Here is an 18,261-nt window from a genome sequence, read left to right on the forward strand (position 1 = left end):
CAGAGCCTGCGCACCACTTCGGCACAGCCCTTGCTATAGACCTTCCCAGTGTCCCCGTCGACCCATTAGAAAAATCAGACATCTGGAGATCGCCCCATGAAGCGTCGCAGCTTGCTCAAAGCTTTCACCCTCACGGCATCCATTGCCGCCATGGGCATGACCTGGACGGTGCAAGCCGCCGAGACCATCAAGGTGGGGATTTTGCATTCGTTGTCCGGAACCATGGCGATTTCCGAAACGTCGCTCAAGGACATGGCGCTGATGACCATCGACGAGATCAACGCCAAAGGCGGCGTGAACGGCAAGCTGCTCGAAGCGGTGGTGGTCGACCCGGCGTCCAACTGGCCGCTGTTTGCAGAAAAGGGTCGCCAGTTGCTGACCCAGGACAAGGTCGCCGTGGTCTTCGGCTGCTGGACTTCGGTGTCGCGCAAATCGGTGTTACCGGTATTTGAAGAGCTCAACGGCCTGCTGTTTTACCCGGTGCAATACGAAGGCGAAGAGATGTCGCCCAACGTCTTCTACACCGGCGCCGCACCTAACCAGCAAGCCATTCCGGCGGTCGAGTATTTGATGAGCGAGGACGGCGGCAGCGCCAGGCGCTTCGTGTTGCTGGGCACCGACTACGTGTACCCGCGCACCACCAACAAGATCCTGCGGGCCTTCCTGCATTCCAAAGGTGTGGCCGACAAGGACATCGAAGAGGTCTACACCCCGTTTGGCCACAGCGATTACCAGACCATAGTGTCCAACATCAAAAAATTCTCCGCCGGGGGCAAGACGGCGGTGATCTCCACGGTCAACGGCGACTCCAACGTGCCGTTCTATAAAGAGCTGGCCAACCAGGGCCTGAAAGCCACCGACGTGCCGGTGATTGCATTCTCGGTGGGCGAAGAAGAACTGCGCGGCATCGACACCAAACCGCTGGTGGGCAACCTCGCGGCCTGGAACTACTTTGAGTCGGTGCACAACCCGGTGAACCAGAAGTTCGTCGCCGACTGGAAAGCCTACGCCAAAGCCCACAACCTGCCGGGTGCGGACAAGGCCGTGACCAACGACCCGATGGAAGCCACCTACGTCGGTATCCACATGTGGGCGCAGGCGGCAGAGCAAGCCAAGTCCACCGATGTCGATAAAGTCCGGGAAGCCATGGCCGGCCAGACATTCGCCGCGCCGTCGGGCTACACCCTGACCATGGACAAGACCAACCACCACCTGCACAAGCCGGTGATGATCGGCGAGATCGAAGATAACGGTCAGTTCAACGTGGTGTGGCAGACCAAGGAGCCGATCCGCGCCCAGCCCTGGAGCCCGTATATCCCGGGCAATGACAAAAAGCCGGATTACGCAGTGAAGAGCAACTAAAGCCAATAACACAACCTCTGCAGGAGCGAGCTTGCTCGCGAGCAAGCCCGCTCCTGCAGGAAAAAGGCCCTGTCTATGCCAACTGCCCTTTACCGTTTTATCTTCGCCTGCCTGCTGTTGCTGCCCCCGGGGGCATACGCCGACGATGCCGGCGACTTCGCAGCGGCCGACAATTCCCGCCAGGCCCAACTGCTGGAAAGCTGGGCGGCACAACCGACAGCTGAACGCGCAGCGCTGATCAACGACCTGCAACAAGGTCAGATCAGCGTCGACGGGCAAAGCAAAACCCTGCGCCTGAATAACCGTTTGCGCGGTTTGATTGAGACCGCCCAGGCCAGTCAGCAATTGCTCGCTCCAGATCCGAAACTGCGTCTGGCGGCCGCCCTGCAACTGCAAAAATCCGCTAAACCGGCACAACTGGCCTTCCTCGACCGGCAACTGGCCGGCGAAACCGACAGCACTGCACATAGCGCCCTGAGCCTGGCACTGGCCAACCTGCAACTGGTGGACCCCGACCCGGCAGTGCGTCTGGCAGCCGTGCGCCTGCTGGGTGAAACCGGCGAACCCCTGGCCCGCACCCGCCTCGAAACCCTGCTGCAGGACGGGGTCGAAACCGACGCCAAGGTACGCATCGCTGCCGAAACCGGCCTGGCCCAGGTCAAACGCAAACTGCTGATCGGTGACTTGCTGGGCCAGGCCTTCAGCGGCTTGTCCCTGGGCTCGATTCTGTTGCTGGCAGCCCTGGGGCTGGCCATCACCTTCGGCCTGCTCGGGGTGATCAACATGGCCCATGGCGAGATGCTGATGCTCGGCGCCTACTCGACCTACTGCGTGCAGTTGCTGTTTCAGCGCTTCGCCCCCGGCGCCATCGAGTTCTACCCGCTGCTGGCGCTGCCCGTGGCGTTCTTTGTCACGGCCTGCGTGGGCATGCTTGTGGAGCGCACCATCATTCGCCACCTCTATGGCCGGCCACTGGAAACCCTGCTCGCCACCTGGGGCATCAGCCTGATCCTGATTCAATTGGTGCGGGTGCTGTTCGGCGCGCAAAACGTCGAAGTGGCCAACCCGGCCTGGCTCTCGGGCGGGCTGCAAGTGCTGCCCAACCTGGTGCTGCCGTACAACCGCCTGGTGATTATCGTCTTCGCCCTGGCCGTGGTGTTGCTGACCTGGTTGCTGCTGAACAAAACCCGGCTGGGCCTGAACGTGCGTGCGGTCACCCAGAACCGCAACATGGCGGCTTGCTGCGGCGTACCCACCGGCAGGGTCGACATGCTCGCCTTTGGCCTCGGCTCGGGGATTGCCGGGCTCGGCGGGGTGGCCTTGAGTCAGGTTGGCAACGTCGGCCCTGACCTGGGCCAGGGCTACATCATCGACTCGTTCCTGGTGGTGGTGCTGGGCGGTGTCGGCCAACTGGCGGGCACGGTGTACGCGGCCTTCGGCCTGGGCATCGCAAACAAGATTCTTGAACCGCAGATCGGCGCCGTGCTGGGCAAAATCCTGATCCTGGGGCTGATCATTCTGTTTATCCAGAAGCGTCCGCAAGGTCTCTTCGCGCTCAAAGGACGGGTGATCGACTGATGAATCAGCCTCTGCTGCTTACTGCCACGCAAAAGGCCGGGCCGGCCGTGACCGCCACTGTCGGCGGCCTGGTATTACTGGTGCTGCTGGCCCTGCCGCTGCTGTCGCTGCTGCCTGCCGACAGCCCGTTCCAGGTCTCGGCCTATACCCTGACGCTGACGGGCAAGATCCTCTGTTACGCCATCGTTGCCCTGGCGCTGGATCTGGTCTGGGGCTACGCAGGCCTGCTGTCGCTGGGCCACGGCCTGTTCTTCGCCCTGGGCGGTTACGCCATGGGCATGTACCTGATGCGCCAGGCTTCGGGCGATGAGTTACCGGCCTTTATGACCTTTCTGTCCTGGACCGAATTGCCCTGGTACTGGACCGGCACCGAGCATTTCTGGTGGGCCATGTGCCTGGTGGTGCTGGCCCCCGGTTTGCTGGCGCTGGTGTTCGGCTTTTTTGCCTTCCGTTCGCGGATCAAGGGCGTGTATTTCTCGATCATGACCCAGGCCCTGACCTTCGCCGGGATGCTGCTGTTTTTCCGCAACGAGACCGGTTTTGGCGGCAACAACGGCTTCACCAACTTCCGCAGCATTCTGGGGTTTGGCATCACCGAGCCCGGCACCCGCGCGGCACTGTTCTTCGCCACCGTGATGTTGCTGGTGGCCAGCCTGTTTCTCGGCTGGCGCCTGGCGCGCAGTAAATTCGGGCGGGTGCTGACCGCATTGCGCGATGCCGAAAACCGCCTGATGTTTTGCGGCTACGACCCCCGCGGTTTCAAGCTGTTCGTCTGGGTACTCAGTGCTGTTTTATGCGGCCTGGCCGGGGCGTTGTATGTACCGCAAGTGGGCATTATCAACCCCGGGGAAATGTCGCCCACCAACTCCATAGAAGCTGCCGTGTGGGTAGCCCTCGGCGGGCGTGGCACCCTGATCGGCCCGTTGCTGGGCGCGGGTGTGGTCAACGGCATGAAGAGCTGGTTCACCGTAGCCTTCCCCGAGTACTGGCTGTTCTTCCTCGGCGCGCTGTTTATCGTCGTGACCCTGTACCTGCCCAAAGGCGTGATCGGCCTGCTGAAGAAAAGGGGCGAACAATGAGAATCACTGCAACGGCGGAATTTATGCTCGAACCCGCATTCGATCCAAACAAGGATGCCGGCAGCAGCCGCGACGCCATAGGTCTGGGCCAGGCTGCGGGAACCGGCCTCAATACCCGCCACGGCACCATCCTGACGCTGGAAGACATCAGCGTCAGCTTTGACGGTTTCAAGGCCCTGAACAACCTCAACCTGTACATAGGCGTCGGCGAGTTGCGCTGCATCATCGGCCCCAATGGCGCAGGCAAGACCACCATGATGGACGTGATCACCGGCAAGATCCGCCCCAGCGAAGGTCAGGCCTGGTTCGGTGAAACCCTGGACCTGCAGCAGATGAGCGAAGTACAGATCGCCCAGTCCGGGATTGGCCGCAAGTTCCAGAAACCCACGGTGTTTGAAGCCCTGAGCGTGTTCGAAAACCTGGAGCTGGCGCAAAAAACCGACAAGTCGGTGTGGGCCAGCCTGCGCGCCAGACTCACGGGTGAGCAGAGGGACCGCATCGCCGAAGTACTGGAGACCATTCGCCTGAGCACCTCGGCCCGGCGCCCGGCGGGGTTGCTGTCCCATGGCCAGAAACAGTTTCTGGAGATCGGCATGCTGCTGGTGCAAGACCCGCAACTGTTACTGCTGGATGAACCAGTGGCGGGCATGACCGATGCCGAAACCGAATTCACCGCCGAGCTGTTCAAAAGCCTGGCCGGCAAACACTCGCTGATGGTGGTGGAACACGACATGGGGTTTGTCGGTTCGATTGCCGACCACGTCACCGTGTTGCATCAGGGCAGCGTTCTGGCGCAAGGCTCGCTGGCACAGGTGCAGGCGGATGAACGGGTGATCGAGGTCTATCTGGGCCGCTAACGCCCCGCTGCAATCGCTGGCAAGCCAGCTCCCACAGGGTATTAGGGGATTCACGATGCTACGAATACAAAATCTGCATCAGTTCTACGGTGGCAGCCACATTCTTCGCGGCCTGTCGTTTGAGGTCAAAGTCGGCGAAGTCACTTGCCTGCTGGGCCGTAACGGCGTGGGCAAGACCACATTGCTCAAGTGCCTGATGGGTTTGCTGGCCGTCAGGGAAGGCAGCGTGACCTGGGAGGACAAGCCCATTACCACGCTCAAGCCCCACCAGCGGGTTCACGCCGGGATCGCTTATGTGCCCCAGGGCCGGGAGATCTTCGGGCGCCTGACGGTGGAGGAAAACCTGTTGATGGGCCTGTCCCGCTTCCCCGGTTCCCAGGCCCGGGAAGTGCCCGAATTTATCTATGAACTGTTCCCGGTGTTGCTGCAAATGAAGCATCGGCGCGGCGGCGATTTGTCCGGCGGCCAGCAGCAACAACTGGCGATCGGCCGCGCGCTTGCCAGCCGCCCGCGTCTGCTGATCCTCGATGAGCCGACCGAAGGGATTCAACCATCGGTGATCAAGGAGATCGGCGCGGTGATCAAGATGCTCGCTGCCCGGGGCGATATGGCCATCCTGCTGGTGGAGCAGTTCTACGACTTTGCCGAAGAACTGGCGGACCAGTATCTGGTGATGTCCAGAGGCGAAATCGTGCAACAGGGCCGTGGTGAAAATATGCAAACAGAGGGTGTGCGTGGACTGGTGACGATTTAGTCTGTAACTCTTTTTGATGAAAAAGCCGACCTATGAACCTGCCTGCCAACCCCGCATTGTTCACCCCCAGCTGGCACGCCGAGCTGGAGCTGGGCTATGGCCGTTTTGGCGACAGTACGCGCCCTACCCAGCGCCGCCATGTCGGTCCGTTGCGGGTGCAGAAGCACCTGTATGCCGAAGGCCCCGAGGTGTGCCAGCACATCATTGTTCACCCACCCGGCGGCATTGCCGGCGGCGACCGGTTGAACATCTGCGCCAGTGTCGGCCCGGATGCCTGGGCGCAACTCACCAGCCCCGGTGCCGCCAAGTGGTATCGCGCGGCCGGCCCGGCGTACCAGAGCCTGACCCTGAACGTGGCCGCCGGTGCGACCCTGGAATGGCTGCCGCAAGAAACCATAGTGTTCAGCGACGCCCGGGCCGAACTGACGACGCGCATTGAGCTTGAAGGCGACGGGCGCCTGTTTTACTGGGACATGGTGGCGCTGGGACGACTGGCCAGTGGTGAGCGTTTTGAGCACGGGCATTTTCAATCACAGCTGGATATTCGCCGTGACGGCCAGTTGCTCTGGCATGAGCGCCAGCGGGTTATCGGCGGCGACGGCTTGCTGGATTCGCCAATCGGACTGGACGGCAACCCGGTGTTCGCGACATTGCTGGTGACCGGGGAAATCAGTGCCGAGCTGCTGCAAACCTGTCGCGACCTGCCCAACCCGGTACGCGGTGACCTGACCCAGCTGCCGGGGTTAGTGGTCGCACGCTGCCTGGCGGTAGAAGCCTTGCAGGCCCGCGCCTGGCTGATCGAGCTGTGGCGCCTGCTGCGCCCGGCATTGTTGGGCCGTGAGGCACTGGCCCCGAGGATCTGGAGTACCTGAGAACCGTCGCGATTTTTTGAGGACCTCTGTGGGAGCTGGCTTGCCAGCTCCCACAGAGGTCCTCGACCCATAATCCTTAATTTAACAACGGACCCACCATGGACCTGACCTCACGCGAAAAAGACAAGATGCTGATCTTTACCGCCGGACTGCTGGCCGAGCGACGGCTGGCACGCGGGGTGATGCTTAACTACCCGGAAACCATCGCCTATATATCCGCCGCCCTGCTCGAAGGCGCCCGCGACGGCCGTACCGTCGCCGAGCTGATGCACTACGGCACCACCCTGCTGACCCGCGAACAAGTGATGCAAGGCATTCCGGAGATGATCCCCGACATCCAGATCGAAGCCACTTTCCCGGATGGCACCAAGCTGGTCACCGTCCACCAACCCATCGCCTGAGGCTGCTGCATGTCTTACCTAATTCGTGATGCCGTCGCGGCTGACCTGCCAGCGATTCTCGATATCTACAACGATGCGGTGCTCAACACCCTAGCAATCTGGAACGAGCAAACCGTCGACCTGGCCAATCGTCAGCAATGGCTCGCTGCCCGCCAGGCCCAGGGCTATCCGGTGCTGGTGATAGTCGATGAGCGCAATCTGACTCTGGGTTACGCCTCGTTTGGCGACTGGCGCCCCTTTGAAGGGTTCCGCCATACCGTCGAACATTCGGTGTACGTGCATCCCGAACAACGGGGCAAACGCCTCGGACCGCAATTGCTGGCAGCGCTGATTGAACGTGCCAGAGCGTGCGGCAAGCACGTGATGGTGGCGGCCATCGAGAGCGGCAATGCGGCCTCGATCCATGTGCATAAACAGCTGGGTTTTGTCACCGGCGGGCGCATGCCCCAAGTCGGGATCAAGTTTGGCCGCTGGCTGGACCTGACCTTTATGCAACTGATGCTCAACCCCGGCGCGCTGCCGCCACAGGAGTGCGGCAAATGAATAATGAACAAGTGCTGCAGCTAACCGCCCGCAGCTTTGCCGAATATCGCGACGGGCTGATTACCTTGCTGCTGGATGCTGTGCGCTACGGCGCGTCCGTGGGATTCATGGACGATCTGGACCTGCCCCAGGCCAGCCACTATTTCAACGAAGTACAGGCCCAGCTGGAGCAAGGCACTCTGCTCCTGTGGGTGTTGATTGAAGACGGCCGGGTACTGGCCAGCGTGCAACTTGCCCTGTGCCAGAAGCGCAACGGGCTCAACCGTGCCGAGGTCCAGAAACTGCTGGTGCTCAACGAAGCCCGGCGCCGTGGTCTGGGCCAGATAATGATCCACGCCCTGGAGCAAGGGGCGCGGGCACAAAAGCGCGGCTTGCTGCACCTGGACACCGAGGCCGGCTCGCCCGCAGAAAACTTCTACAGTGCCCTGGGTTACACCCGGGTCGGCGAGCTACCCAACTATTGCCGCAGCCCCGACGGTCACTACAGCCCTACGGCCATCTACTACAAAACCTTGAGTGAGCCGCAATGATTCCCGGCCAATACCGCATTGCAGCCGGTGACATCGAGCTGAATGTCGGCCGTCGGACCCTGAGCCTCAGCGTGTCCAATCGTGGCGACCGCCCGATCCAGGTGGGTTCGCACTATCACTTTTTCGAAACCAACGATGCCCTGATGTTTAACCGTGCTGACAGCCGTGGCATGCGCCTGAATATCCCGGCGGGCACCGCCGTGCGTTTCGAGCCGGGGCAGACCCGCGAAGTGGAACTGGTGGAACTGGCCGGGCTGCGCCGGGTGTTCGGCTTTGCCGGCCGGGTCATGGGCAATCTGGATTAACCCCAATCCCCTAATCCCCTGTAGGAGCGAGCTTGCTCGCGAGCTTTTTCTCAAGAGCGCTCAAGGGCTCGCGAGCAAGCTCGCTCCTACAGGGATTGGGGGATGGTTTATATATTTAGGAACTCACTATGAAAATTTCCCGCCAGGCCTACGCCGACATGTTCGGCCCTACCGTTGGCGACAAGATCCGCTTGGCCGACACCGAGCTGTGGATCGAGGTCGAGCAGGACTTCACCATCTACGGCGAAGAAGTGAAGTTCGGCGGCGGCAAGGTGATCCGCGACGGCATGGGCCAAAGCCAGTTGCTCGCCAGCGAGGTGGTGGACACGCTGATTACCAACGCCCTGATCATCGATCACTGGGGCATCGTCAAAGCCGACGTGGGCCTGAAAAACGGCCGGATCCACGCCATCGGCAAAGCCGGCAACCCGGATATCCAGCCCGGCGTGACCATCGCCATCGGCGCAAGTACTGAAGTGATCGCCGGCGAAGGCATGATCCTCACGGCTGGCGGTATCGACACCCATATCCACTTCATCTGCCCACAACAGATCGAAGAGGCATTGAACAGCGGGGTCACCACCATGATCGGCGGTGGCACCGGCCCGGCCACCGGGACCAATGCCACCACCTGCACCTCGGGGCCGTGGCATATGGCGCGCATGCTGCAGGCCGCCGATGCATTCCCGATGAACATGGGCTTTACCGGCAAGGGCAACGCCAGCCTGCCGCAACCGCTGATCGAGCAGGTCGAAGCCGGGGCCATCGGTCTCAAGCTGCACGAGGACTGGGGCACTACGCCCGCGGCCATCGACAACTGCCTGAACGTGGCCGATCTGTATGACGTGCAAGTGGCAATTCACAGCGACACGCTGAACGAGTCGGGCTTTGTCGAAACCACCCTGGCCGCATTCAAGGGCCGCACCATCCACACCTATCACACCGAAGGCGCGGGTGGCGGCCATGCCCCGGATATCATCAAGGCCTGCGGCCTGAGCAATGTATTGCCCAGCTCGACCAATCCGACCCGGCCGTTTACCCGCAATACCATCGACGAGCACCTCGACATGCTGATGGTCTGCCATCACCTCGACCCGAGCATCGCCGAGGATGTGGCCTTCGCTGAAAGCCGTATCCGTCGTGAAACCATCGCCGCCGAGGACATCCTGCACGACCTCGGCGCGTTTTCGATGATCAGCTCCGACAGCCAGGCCATGGGCCGGGTCGGCGAGGTCATCACCCGTACCTGGCAAACCGCCGACAAGATGAAGAAACAGCGCGGCCCGCTGCCCGAAGACGCACCGGGCAATGACAATTTTCGCGCCAAACGCTACATCGCCAAATACACCATCAACCCGGCGATCACCCACGGTGTCAGCCATGAAGTGGGCTCGATCGAGGTGGGCAAGTGGGCCGACCTGGTGCTCTGGCGACCGGCGTTCTTCGGGGTCAAGCCGACCCTGATTCTCAAGGGCGGGGCGATTGCCTCGAGCCTGATGGGTGATCCGAATGCGTCGATCCCTACCCCGCAGCCGGTGCACTACCGCCCGATGTTTGCCAGCTACGGCGGCTCGCGGCATGCCACCTGCCTGACCTTTATCAGCCAGGCGGCGGCGGATGCCGGGGTACCCGCGGCACTGGGGCTGAAGAAGCAAATCGCGGTGGTCAAAGGCTGTCGCGAAGTGCAGAAAACCGACCTGATTCACAACGGTTACCTGCCCGAAATCGAAGTCGATCCGCAGACCTATCAAGTCAAGGCCGACGGGGTGCTGCTGTGGTGCGAACCCGCTGATGTATTGCCGATGGCACAGCGCTATTTTCTGTTTTGAGGACTGCGGGCAGTTCCCCTGGCTGGCAGGGGACTGTACCGGCAAGCGGTTGTATAGAAAGCTGTCGTTAGGGGCTAAGATGCGACACCTTAATTACTATCGCTCTTGCAGCAGGGTCTGGCTATGCGCCTATCTGAATTCATCGTGCACAACGCTGATCGTATCGTCGATGAATGGGAGCAGTTCGCCGAAACCATCACCCCGGCTGCCGAATCAATGGACAGCGTGGCCCTGCGCGATCATGCCAAGGCCATTCTGCTGGCCGCTGCGCGGGACATGAACACCGCGCAAACCGCCAGCGAACAACAGGCCAAGGCCGAGGGCGAAGGGCCGGAAAAAACCCCGAGCCTGGACGTTGCCGCCGCCAGCCATGGCGAACTGCGCCATACCGTGGGCTTTGATCTGGTGCAGATGACCTCCGAGTTCCGGCACTTGCGCGCCTGCGTGATCCGCTTGTGGGTCGCCAGCCTCGAAACTCTGGAGCTGAGCTACTTGCAGGACATGATCCGGTTCAATGAGGCCATTGATGAGGCGCTGGCCGAATCCACCGAGGCCTACGCCGAGCAGGTCAACCGCTCGCGGGATATCTTCCTGGCGATTCTGGGCCATGACCTGCGCGCGCCGTTGCAAGCGGTGAGCATGTCCACCGAAATGCTGGAACGCAAAATTACCCTGGATGCCAACGCCCTGAATTACGTCAAGGCGATCAAGACCGGGGCGCGCCACATGCAGGCGATGGTCAGTGATCTGCTGGAGTTTGTGCGCAGCCGCCTGGGTACGCAGTTGCCTGTGGAACCCTGCGCCATGAACCTGGCCCAGGCTTGTCAGACCGCACTGGACCAGGCCGGCGCCGGACACCCCAAGTGTGAGCAGAGCTTGCAAGTTAACGGCAATGTTGAAGGCCACTGGGACCCTCGACGCCTCGACCAGCTGCTGCAGAACCTGATCGGCAATGCGTTGCAGCATGGCGCCAGCGAAGGCGCGGTGACCCTGATCCTGAACGGAACTGACGACCACGTGACCCTGCGGGTGCACAACAACGGCACCCCGATTGCAGAGGAGGCGCTGGCCACCCTGTTCGACCCGTTGGTACGCAGCCCGAGCGAAGACATTGGCCACCCGGGCGCGTCCACCAGCCTTGGCCTGGGCTTGTTCATCGTCAAGGAAGTGGTAGACGCGCACCATGGCAGCATCGAAGTGTCCTCGACCGAAGCCGAGGGCACGACGTTTACCGTGGTGTTGCCCAAACAGATCTGACAAATAAAAAACCCGTAGGAGCGAGCTTGCCTCGCGAGCTGTATCTGGCGTGCTGCACGCTACTGTGAACAGCTATCTGAAAAGCTCGCGAGGCTAGCTCGCTCCTACAGTACGGTCGCGGCTACAGGTCGCCGACAAAGCGGCCCAGTTGCTGCTTGAGCCGCTGGTTCTCGGCCCGCAATTGCTGCACTTCCTCGATCAGGTCCAGCGCCAGGGCGACGCCTTCCCACTCCATCTCCAGGTCGTGGTGCAGCTTGGTCGCACGCTGTGCGATGGCCAGTTCGTAGTCTTCAAAACGCCACACGTCCGGCGTGCGGCCCTGAGGTTCGATAATTCCGTGTTCGACAATCTCTATCACGTAAGTGGCCGGGATGCCGGCCTCTTCGCAGAACCTTTCCATGTCCAGCTGAACGATCAGGGTGCTGCTCATGATCAGTTACTCCATTGGGCTCTCGGATCGAATGCCGATTTGTCGGCCAGGTCTTGCCACAGGGCTTTTGTGGCCTCGTCGCTCTGTTTCGGCATGACCACTTTCAATTGGGCATACAAATCACCACGCTCGCCTTGCTTGTTCGCCAGGCCATGGCCTTTGATGCGCAAGCGTTGACCGCTCTGGCTGTCCGGACGGATGGTCAGGTTGATTTTGCTGGTCAGGGTCGGCACGGCCACTTTGGCCCCCAGAGCAGCTTCCCACGGCGCCACTGGCACCGTGATCACCAGATCATGACCTTCAACATCGAACTTCGGATGCGGAGCAAAGCGGATGATCAGGTATAGATCGCCATTGGCACCGCCACCCACGCCCGGACCGCCCTGCCCTTTAAGGCGGATGCGCTCACCGTCGGTGACACCGGCCGGGATTTTCACGTTAAGCGTCTTGTTGGCGCCGCCAATCTGGAAGCTGATCTGCTTCGATTCGCCGGACAGGGTTTCTTCAAGGAAAATCGGCAGTTCCATTTCTACATCCTGTCCACGACGTCCCGCACTGCGGCCGCTCTGGCCGCCGAAGCCATTACCGCGCGAACCGAAGATCGAGCTGAAAAAGTCTGAAAAATCGCCCTGATCCTCGAAACCACCGCTCGAGTGCCCTTGCCAGCCCGGCGGCCCCTGGAATGGCTGCCCATGTTGACCGTACTTGCGCATTTCATCGTATTCGGCGCGCTTGTCGGCACTTTTCAGGGCTTCATACGCTTCGTTGACGTCCTTGAATTTCTCCTCGGCGTCCTTTTCCTTGCTCACATCCGGGTGATACTTGCGCGCGAGCTTGCGATAAGCGGTCTTGATCGCCTTATCGTCAGCCGTGGGCTCGACACCCAGGATTTTGTAATAGTCTTTGAAGTCCATGTAAGGATCACCATCCGTTATCAATATCGCGCAGCTCGAAGCCACCCAGAATGCTCTGGTTAACCGGCCCGGGGGTTGACCGATCTCAATCCTGTGACTGACCAGCGCTGCAAAAGTTTATCGGCAGCCTTAAGACCGCCAAACCAATGTCTGGAAGTTTGGGGGTGAAGGATAGTCTTTCAAGGGGATTAAAACCTGCGATTTAAAGAATCGTCGCGCTTCGATTCTGCGAGCGTCTGGCATACACTGCGCGGCCGTTTTTTAACCGGAACTCGAAAGACATGAAAAGCGCCACTCCAGCACGTGCCTGCGGCATCGACTTTGGCACGTCCAACTCCACCGTCGGCTGGCTGCGCCCAGGCGTGGAAACCCTCATCGCGCTGGAGGACGACAAGATCACCCTGCCCTCCGTAGTGTTCTTCAACATTGAAGAGCGCCGCCCGGTGTATGGCCGTCTGGCGCTGCATGAGTATCTGGAAGGCTACGAAGGCCGCCTGATGCGCTCGCTCAAGAGCCTGCTGGGTTCCAAGCTGATCAAGCACGACACCAGCGTTTTGGGCACGGCCATGCCGTTCAAGGACCTGTTGGGGCTGTTTATCGCCCAGCTTAAAAAGCGCGCCGAAGCGACCGCGGGCCGTGAATTTGAAGAAGTGGTGCTGGGCCGCCCGGTGTATTTCGTCGATGACGATCCGCTGGCCGACCAGGAAGCCGAGAACACCCTGACCGACGTGGCCCGCGCCATCGGCTTCAAGGAAGTCTCGTTCCAGTACGAGCCCATTGCCGCAGCGTTCGACTATGAGTCGACCATCCAGCGCGAAGAGCTGGTGCTGATTGTCGATATCGGCGGTGGTACCTCCGACTTCTCGCTGGTGCGCCTGTCCCCTGAGCGCCGTGGCATGGACCACCGCCAGGACGACATCCTGGCCACGGGCGGCGTGCATGTGGGCGGTACCGACTTCGACAAGCAACTGAGCCTGCAAGGGGTCATGCCGCTGTTCGGCTACGGTAGCCGGATGAAAAGCGGGGCCTACATGCCCACCAGTCATCACATGAACCTGGCGACCTGGCACACCATCAACTCGGTGTATGCACAGAAAACCCAGATCGCGCTGAACAGCATGCGCTACGACATCGTCGATACCGGCGGGATTGACCGTTTGTTCAAGTTGATCGAACAGCGCGCCGGTCACTGGCTGGCGATGGAAATCGAAGAAACCAAAATCGAACTGACCCACGCCCAGAGCCGCCATGTGCCGCTAGACCGGGTAGAACCGGGGCTAAGTGTCGAACTGAGCCGGGCGCTGTTTGAAGCCTCCATCGACAACCAGCTGGAGCGCATCCGCAACAGCGTGACTGACTTGCTCAGCAGTGCGGGCGTGGGTGTCGAGCAGGTGGATACGGTGTTCTTCACCGGCGGCTCGAGCGGTATTCCGGCGCTGCGCCAGAGCGTCGCGGCCATGCTGCCCAACGCCCATCACGTCGAAGGCAACATCTTCGGCAGCATCGGCAGCGGTTTGGCGATTGAAGCCAAAAAGCGTTACGGCTAAAACCATACCCTAGTCGCTGCCGCAGCCTGCGGCAGCGACTAGGGATTGCGGGTTAGACCAGCTCCATCTGCTTGAGCTCACTCTTCAGATACGCATAGTAAATCGGCCCGGCCACCACCCCCGGCAGGCCGAAGGCTGCCTCGAATACCAGCATCGCCAGCAGTAGCTCCCAGGATTTGGCACTGATCTGGCCGCCAACGATCTTGGCATTGAGGAAGTATTCCAGCTTGTGGATAACGATCAGATAGCCCAGAGCCCCTACCGCGACCCAGATCGACAGGGACAAGCCGACGATGGTGATCAGGGTGTTGGAGATCAGGTTACCTATCACTGGCAGCAGCCCCAGCAGGAAGGTCAGCACAATCAGGGTTTTGGTCAGCGGCAAATGCACGCCGAACAGCGGCAGGATCACCGCCAGAAACACCCCGGTGAACACGGTATTGAGCAGCGCGATTTTGATCTGCGCAAACACGATGTTGCGAAACGCCTGCACCAGCAGGTGCAAACGGTCGAACAGCGCGGCTGACAGGGGCTTGCGACGGCTGACATCCGGGATGCGCTGCAACGCGATGATGGCGCCCAGCACCATGCCAATCAGCAACGTCACGAACATGTGCGCGGCGTCTTTGCCCACCAGTTGCAGATCGCTGAGGTGTTTGTTGCCCCATTCGCCGATCGCCACCCGGAACTCGGCCGCGCTGGCCGGCAGATAGCTGTCCAGAAACGGCGGCAATTGACCCCGCGCCCGGTCGACCACGACCATGAATTTATTCAGCGATGCCCCAGGGTTTTCTGCTTCGTGCAGCAAGAAGCTGATGGCGCCGGCAAAAATCAACGCCAGTACGCTGACCACCAGAGTGCCCAGCAATGCCACCGCCAGCCAGCGCGCCCGGCGCCCGGCGATCAGCCGCTGCAGTTGTGGCGTGAGCATGTTGACCAGTTCGTAAACCAGCAACCCGGCCAGCAGGCTGGGCAACAGGCGCAACGGAAAAACCAGCAACAAGCCGCCAGCGATGATGAGGTAACTGGCGAACAAAATGTGACGCTGAGAAAACGATGGCATACAGCCTCAAAACAAGCAGCGCGAAAGGACAGGCAGTCTGCCAGCCTTCAGCGGGCAGCACTAGAAGTTGTGACGTTGCCCTGCTACCTGCAGGCGCGGCTTGCCCGCGATTGCAGCGGATCTGCAGGCGTCGCGAGCAAGCCCGTTGCTGCCGGGGGCTTTATTTCTTCTTCAGGCAGTCGCTCATAAAAGCTTTGCGTGCATCGCCTTTGAGGGCCTGGGTGCCGGCAGTGGCGTTACAGGTTTTCATTTTTTCCTGCTGAGTCGCAGGGGCCGCCGGGGCGGCTTTAAGGCAAGTGCTCATAAACGCTTTGCGCTCATCGCCCTTGAGGGCCTTGGCACTCGCATCGGCATTGCAGGTGGTCATTTTGTTTTGCTGGGCCGTGGCCGCAAAACCCTGGGAGCACAGCAACAAGCCCATCATCAGCAGAGGAATACGCAGCTTCGTCATGGAGTTTTCTCCTTATGGCCGCACCGAGTGGCAGCGGACTGCTCTGGAGTGTAGACAAACTCTGTTACATCACGCCCCGGGCCTGACGCCGATATTGCTCCGGCGTGCAGCCGGCCTGACGGGCGAACATGGCGATAAACGCCGATGAGGTGCTGTAGCCCAGATCAAAACCCACGTCCTGCACGCTGCGCGCAGACTCCAGCGCTTCAATCGCCGCCAGAAACCGCAGGCGTTGCCGCCACTCGCCGAAGCTCATGCCCAGTTCCCGGACAAACAGTCGCGCCAGGGTCCGCTCGCTGACATGCACCTGAGCGGCCCACTGCCCAAGCGGCCGATTGTCGCCGGGCTGGCTCTGCAGGGCCTCAAGGACCACCTGCAGGCCGGGATGACGGGCGTAAGGCAAATAGCACTGATGCACAGGTGCCTGGCGCAACTGATCGACCAGAACCTGGGCCAGTCTCTTGTCGGACTCGCTTTGGGGAATGTTGATGTCGCGCCGGGCAAAGTCGCTGAGGATGGCTTTGAGAATGTCGCTGATGGCCAGCGTCACCGGAGTCTTGGGCAGGTGCCGGCAATGGACGACATCCAGGTAGACCGAACGATAGACAATCGCCTGCGGGTTATAGGCGCTGTGCTCGGTATGGGGCGGGACCCAGACCGCGTACTGCGGCGGTGACATGAAGCGCTGGCCGTTGACCTCGTAGCGCATCACCCCGTGGGCCACATAGTCCAGCGAGCCCCAGGCATGGACATGGGGCGCAGCATGGCTGTCGGCATCAAATTCGGCATAACGGAAGTACACCGGGGCCGGCAAGCCGTCGAATTCGGGAACGTTGATCAGATTCTTGCGCATGCTGTCTGGATTCAGGGGGAGATTGGCCGGATCGAAGTATAGGCTTGCAGACAGACAGGCGGATAATCGCTGCTCATTAACCCTGTGGTTGTTCCTGATGCAATACGCTTACCCGCTACTGGCCATTTTTATCTGGGCCGGCAATACCGTAATCAACAAACTCGCGGTCGGCGCCATCTTCCCGTCCGAGATCGGCTTCTATCGCTGGCTGCTGGCCGGCCTGCTGTTCACCCCGTTCATGCTCAAACCGGTGATCGCCAACTGGTCGGTGATCCGCCCCAATCTGGGCAAGATCTTTGTCCTCGGCGTGCTGGGCATGGCGATTTATCAAAGCCTGGCCTACTACGCCGCAGCCCGGACTTCGGCCACCAACATGGGGATCATCCTGTCGTTGATGCCATTGATGGTGCTGGCCATGTCGATCATCAGCCTGGGGCAGCGTCTTACCGCCGGAGCCCTGGTCGGCGCGATCCTATCCTTTGTCGGCGTGCTGGTGGTGGTATCGAGCGGCAGTTTCAGTGCCCTGCTTGACCACGGCCTCAACCTGGGCGACGCGATGATGCTGATTGCCACCCTGGCCTATGCGATCTACAGCACCTTGCTGAAAAAATGGCAGTTGCGCCTGCCGCCCCTGCAGATGCTGTACATGCAGATCCTGGTGGCGATTGTGGTGTTGCTGCCGTTGTACCTGATGTCACCCAAGACCGGCCTCACGGTGCACAACATCGGGCTGGTGCTGTATGCCTGTATTCTGGCCTCCATGCTGGCACCTTTGGCCTGGATGAAAGCCGTCACCGTGCTGGGCCCGAGCCGCACCACGCTGTTCTTCAACCTGTTGCCGCTGATCACGGCGCTGATTGCCGCGGTGGTGCTCAAAGAGCAACTGCATGCTTACCACCTGATTGGTGGCGCACTGACCCTGGCCGGGGTAATCCTCTCGGAACGCTGGACCACGCCCCTGAGAAAGACACCAAAAATCGGATAAAACTTTCTCCTCGCGCTGAACTCACAACTTGTGAACCGATCTTGCCAGCAGAGCAAGGCGGCAACCTGATGAGTAAGGAGATTGAAATGAGCGACATGCAATTAACCGATAAAAAGACCCTGCGCGAACGTGCCCGCAAGAACGTCGAAGAAGGTGCTGTCACTGAAGGCTACAGCGCCAACCGCGAAGAGATCCTTCGCCTGCTCAACGAATCCCTGGCCACCGAGTGGGTGTGCGTGCTGCGCTACAAGCGCCACTACTTCATGGCTACCGGGATCAAGGCCCACGTGGCCGCGCAAGAGTTCCTGGAGCACGCCACCCAGGAGATGGAGCACGCCGACAAACTGGCCGAGCGCATTGTGCAACTGGGTGGCGAACCTGAATTCAACCCCGACCTGCTGTCGAAAAATTCCCACGCCCAGTACGTCGCGGGCAAAAACCTGAAGGAAATGGTTTACGAAGATTTGGTGGCCGAGCGCATTGCGGTCGACAGCTATCGCGAAATCATTCAGTACATCGGCGACAAGGATCCGACCACACGCCGGATTTTCGAAGAAATCCTCGCCCAAGAGGAAGAGCATGCCGATGACATGGCGGATCTGCTCAAAGGGCTGTAAACAGACCCGCAAATGCAAATGCCCGCCCCCATGT

General features: G+C 60.7%; 20 protein-coding genes. 15 read left to right on the top strand and 5 right to left on the bottom strand.

The genetic code is table 11. The features are described 5' to 3' along the window. The first annotated feature begins 96 nt into the window (after positions 1 to 96). From urtA to B195_RS20390, 12 genes are all read left to right on the top strand, one after another. Positions 97 to 1,362 carry an urea ABC transporter substrate-binding protein gene (gene urtA, locus B195_RS20335; protein ID WP_003439155.1) on the top strand — a complete coding sequence of 422 codons (1,266 nt, stop codon included), beginning with the start codon at positions 97 to 99 and terminating at the stop codon, positions 1,360 to 1,362. A 75-nt stretch (positions 1,363 to 1,437) separates the two neighbouring features. Next, complete coding sequence (urtB, locus tag B195_RS20340) at positions 1,438 to 2,940, top strand: urea ABC transporter permease subunit UrtB (protein WP_003439152.1); 1,503 nt, start codon at positions 1,438 to 1,440, stop codon at positions 2,938 to 2,940. Next, positions 2,940 to 4,019 (top strand): urea ABC transporter permease subunit UrtC, encoded by a 1,080-nt coding sequence (gene urtC, locus B195_RS20345; protein WP_003439149.1) that lies wholly within the window; start codon positions 2,940 to 2,942, stop codon positions 4,017 to 4,019. The genes urtB and urtC overlap by 1 nt, the downstream gene beginning before the upstream one ends. Further along, positions 4,016 to 4,876, top strand: a complete 861-nt coding sequence (gene urtD / locus B195_RS20350; protein ID WP_003439146.1) for an urea ABC transporter ATP-binding protein UrtD — start codon at positions 4,016 to 4,018, stop codon at positions 4,874 to 4,876. Before urtC ends, urtD begins: the two co-directional genes overlap by 4 nt. A 55-nt stretch (positions 4,877 to 4,931) precedes the next feature. Next, entirely contained in the window at positions 4,932 to 5,630 is a 699-nt protein-coding gene (gene urtE, locus B195_RS20355; RefSeq protein WP_003439143.1) for an urea ABC transporter ATP-binding subunit UrtE, read from the top strand. Positions 5,631 to 5,662: 32 nt separating this feature from the next. Next, a complete protein-coding gene (locus B195_RS20360) occupies positions 5,663 to 6,502 on the top strand; it encodes an urease accessory protein UreD (RefSeq protein ID WP_003439139.1) in 840 nt (279 codons plus the stop codon). Between the two features lie 98 nt (positions 6,503 to 6,600). Beyond that, positions 6,601 to 6,903, top strand: a complete 303-nt coding sequence (gene ureA, locus B195_RS20365) for an urease subunit gamma (protein WP_003439136.1) — start codon at positions 6,601 to 6,603, stop codon at positions 6,901 to 6,903. A gap of 9 nt (positions 6,904 to 6,912) precedes the next feature. After that, entirely contained in the window at positions 6,913 to 7,446 is a 534-nt protein-coding gene (locus tag B195_RS20370; protein WP_003439134.1) for a GNAT family N-acetyltransferase, read from the top strand. Next, complete coding sequence (locus B195_RS20375; RefSeq protein ID WP_003439132.1) at positions 7,443 to 7,976, top strand: GNAT family N-acetyltransferase; 534 nt, start codon at positions 7,443 to 7,445, stop codon at positions 7,974 to 7,976. The genes B195_RS20370 and B195_RS20375 overlap by 4 nt, the downstream gene beginning before the upstream one ends. Then, complete coding sequence (locus tag B195_RS20380) at positions 7,973 to 8,281, top strand: urease subunit beta (RefSeq protein WP_003439131.1); 309 nt, start codon at positions 7,973 to 7,975, stop codon at positions 8,279 to 8,281. The genes B195_RS20375 and B195_RS20380 overlap by 4 nt, the downstream gene beginning before the upstream one ends. Positions 8,282 to 8,409: 128 nt before the next feature. Further along, a complete protein-coding gene (gene ureC / locus B195_RS20385) occupies positions 8,410 to 10,110 on the top strand; it encodes an urease subunit alpha (RefSeq protein ID WP_003439130.1) in 1,701 nt (566 codons plus the stop codon). A 123-nt stretch (positions 10,111 to 10,233) separates the two neighbouring features. Beyond that, positions 10,234 to 11,367 (top strand): sensor histidine kinase KdpD, encoded by a 1,134-nt coding sequence (locus B195_RS20390; protein WP_003439128.1) that lies wholly within the window; start codon positions 10,234 to 10,236, stop codon positions 11,365 to 11,367. Positions 11,368 to 11,488: 121 nt separating this feature from the next. On the opposite strand, the gene B195_RS20395 is transcribed toward B195_RS20390, so the two are convergent. Continuing rightward, entirely contained in the window at positions 11,489 to 11,797 is a 309-nt protein-coding gene (locus tag B195_RS20395) for a chaperone modulator CbpM (protein ID WP_003439125.1), read from the bottom strand. A 2-nt stretch (positions 11,798 to 11,799) separates the two neighbouring features. Then, entirely contained in the window at positions 11,800 to 12,711 is a 912-nt protein-coding gene (gene cbpA, locus B195_RS20400) for a curved DNA-binding protein (protein ID WP_003439123.1), read from the bottom strand. A 281-nt stretch (positions 12,712 to 12,992) separates the two neighbouring features. Here cbpA and B195_RS20405 point away from each other — a divergent pair, with 281 nt between their 5' ends. Then, complete coding sequence (locus B195_RS20405) at positions 12,993 to 14,258, top strand: Hsp70 family protein (RefSeq protein WP_003439118.1); 1,266 nt, start codon at positions 12,993 to 12,995, stop codon at positions 14,256 to 14,258. A gap of 52 nt (positions 14,259 to 14,310) precedes the next feature. Here B195_RS20405 and B195_RS20410 read toward each other — a convergent pair whose 3' ends face one another. From B195_RS20410 to B195_RS20420, 3 genes are all read right to left on the bottom strand, one after another. Continuing rightward, complete coding sequence (locus tag B195_RS20410) at positions 14,311 to 15,321, bottom strand: AI-2E family transporter (protein ID WP_003439115.1); 1,011 nt, start codon at positions 15,319 to 15,321, stop codon at positions 14,311 to 14,313. A 160-nt stretch (positions 15,322 to 15,481) separates the two neighbouring features. After that, entirely contained in the window at positions 15,482 to 15,772 is a 291-nt protein-coding gene (locus B195_RS20415) for a PsiF family protein (protein WP_003439112.1), read from the bottom strand. A 64-nt stretch (positions 15,773 to 15,836) separates the two neighbouring features. Next, positions 15,837 to 16,625 (bottom strand): helix-turn-helix transcriptional regulator, encoded by a 789-nt coding sequence (locus tag B195_RS20420; RefSeq protein ID WP_003439109.1) that lies wholly within the window; start codon positions 16,623 to 16,625, stop codon positions 15,837 to 15,839. Between the two features lie 97 nt (positions 16,626 to 16,722). Between B195_RS20420 and B195_RS20425 the strand changes: the two genes are divergently transcribed. Continuing rightward, positions 16,723 to 17,610 carry a DMT family transporter gene (locus B195_RS20425; protein WP_003439107.1) on the top strand — a complete coding sequence of 296 codons (888 nt, stop codon included), beginning with the start codon at positions 16,723 to 16,725 and terminating at the stop codon, positions 17,608 to 17,610. Positions 17,611 to 17,696: 86 nt separating this feature from the next. Further along, positions 17,697 to 18,227: a bacterioferritin gene (locus B195_RS20430; RefSeq protein ID WP_003439105.1), complete on the top strand. Its 531-nt coding sequence runs from the start codon at positions 17,697 to 17,699 to the stop codon at positions 18,225 to 18,227. Positions 18,228 to 18,261 lie beyond the last annotated feature (34 nt).

The sequence above is a fragment of the Pseudomonas sp. Lz4W genome (genome assembly GCF_000346225.2).
GTDB classification, from domain to species: domain Bacteria; phylum Pseudomonadota; class Gammaproteobacteria; order Pseudomonadales; family Pseudomonadaceae; genus Aquipseudomonas; species Aquipseudomonas paraversuta.

What these genes read in the sequence shown, in the direction of transcription:
- ureC (WP_003439130.1), top strand. Translation starts at nt 8,410, where the DNA reads ATGAAAATTTCCCGCCAGGCCTACGCCGACATGTTCGGCCCTACCGTT.
- cbpA (WP_003439123.1), bottom strand. Translation starts at nt 12,711, where the DNA reads ATGGACTTCAAAGACTATTACAAAATCCTGGGTGTCGAGCCCACGGCT.
- urtC (WP_003439149.1), top strand. Translation starts at nt 2,940, where the DNA reads ATGAATCAGCCTCTGCTGCTTACTGCCACGCAAAAGGCCGGGCCGGCC.
- B195_RS20430 (WP_003439105.1), top strand. Translation starts at nt 17,697, where the DNA reads ATGAGCGACATGCAATTAACCGATAAAAAGACCCTGCGCGAACGTGCC.
- B195_RS20360 (WP_003439139.1), top strand. Translation starts at nt 5,663, where the DNA reads ATGAACCTGCCTGCCAACCCCGCATTGTTCACCCCCAGCTGGCACGCC.
- urtB (WP_003439152.1), top strand. Translation starts at nt 1,438, where the DNA reads ATGCCAACTGCCCTTTACCGTTTTATCTTCGCCTGCCTGCTGTTGCTG.
- B195_RS20390 (WP_003439128.1), top strand. Translation starts at nt 10,234, where the DNA reads ATGCGCCTATCTGAATTCATCGTGCACAACGCTGATCGTATCGTCGAT.
- B195_RS20380 (WP_003439131.1), top strand. Translation starts at nt 7,973, where the DNA reads ATGATTCCCGGCCAATACCGCATTGCAGCCGGTGACATCGAGCTGAAT.
- B195_RS20370 (WP_003439134.1), top strand. Translation starts at nt 6,913, where the DNA reads ATGTCTTACCTAATTCGTGATGCCGTCGCGGCTGACCTGCCAGCGATT.
- urtA (WP_003439155.1), top strand. Translation starts at nt 97, where the DNA reads ATGAAGCGTCGCAGCTTGCTCAAAGCTTTCACCCTCACGGCATCCATT.
- B195_RS20410 (WP_003439115.1), bottom strand. Translation starts at nt 15,321, where the DNA reads ATGCCATCGTTTTCTCAGCGTCACATTTTGTTCGCCAGTTACCTCATC.
- B195_RS20415 (WP_003439112.1), bottom strand. Translation starts at nt 15,772, where the DNA reads ATGACGAAGCTGCGTATTCCTCTGCTGATGATGGGCTTGTTGCTGTGC.
- B195_RS20425 (WP_003439107.1), top strand. Translation starts at nt 16,723, where the DNA reads ATGCAATACGCTTACCCGCTACTGGCCATTTTTATCTGGGCCGGCAAT.
- urtD (WP_003439146.1), top strand. Translation starts at nt 4,016, where the DNA reads ATGAGAATCACTGCAACGGCGGAATTTATGCTCGAACCCGCATTCGAT.
- B195_RS20375 (WP_003439132.1), top strand. Translation starts at nt 7,443, where the DNA reads ATGAATAATGAACAAGTGCTGCAGCTAACCGCCCGCAGCTTTGCCGAA.
- ureA (WP_003439136.1), top strand. Translation starts at nt 6,601, where the DNA reads ATGGACCTGACCTCACGCGAAAAAGACAAGATGCTGATCTTTACCGCC.
- B195_RS20405 (WP_003439118.1), top strand. Translation starts at nt 12,993, where the DNA reads ATGAAAAGCGCCACTCCAGCACGTGCCTGCGGCATCGACTTTGGCACG.
- B195_RS20420 (WP_003439109.1), bottom strand. Translation starts at nt 16,625, where the DNA reads ATGCGCAAGAATCTGATCAACGTTCCCGAATTCGACGGCTTGCCGGCC.
- urtE (WP_003439143.1), top strand. Translation starts at nt 4,932, where the DNA reads ATGCTACGAATACAAAATCTGCATCAGTTCTACGGTGGCAGCCACATT.
- B195_RS20395 (WP_003439125.1), bottom strand. Translation starts at nt 11,797, where the DNA reads ATGAGCAGCACCCTGATCGTTCAGCTGGACATGGAAAGGTTCTGCGAA.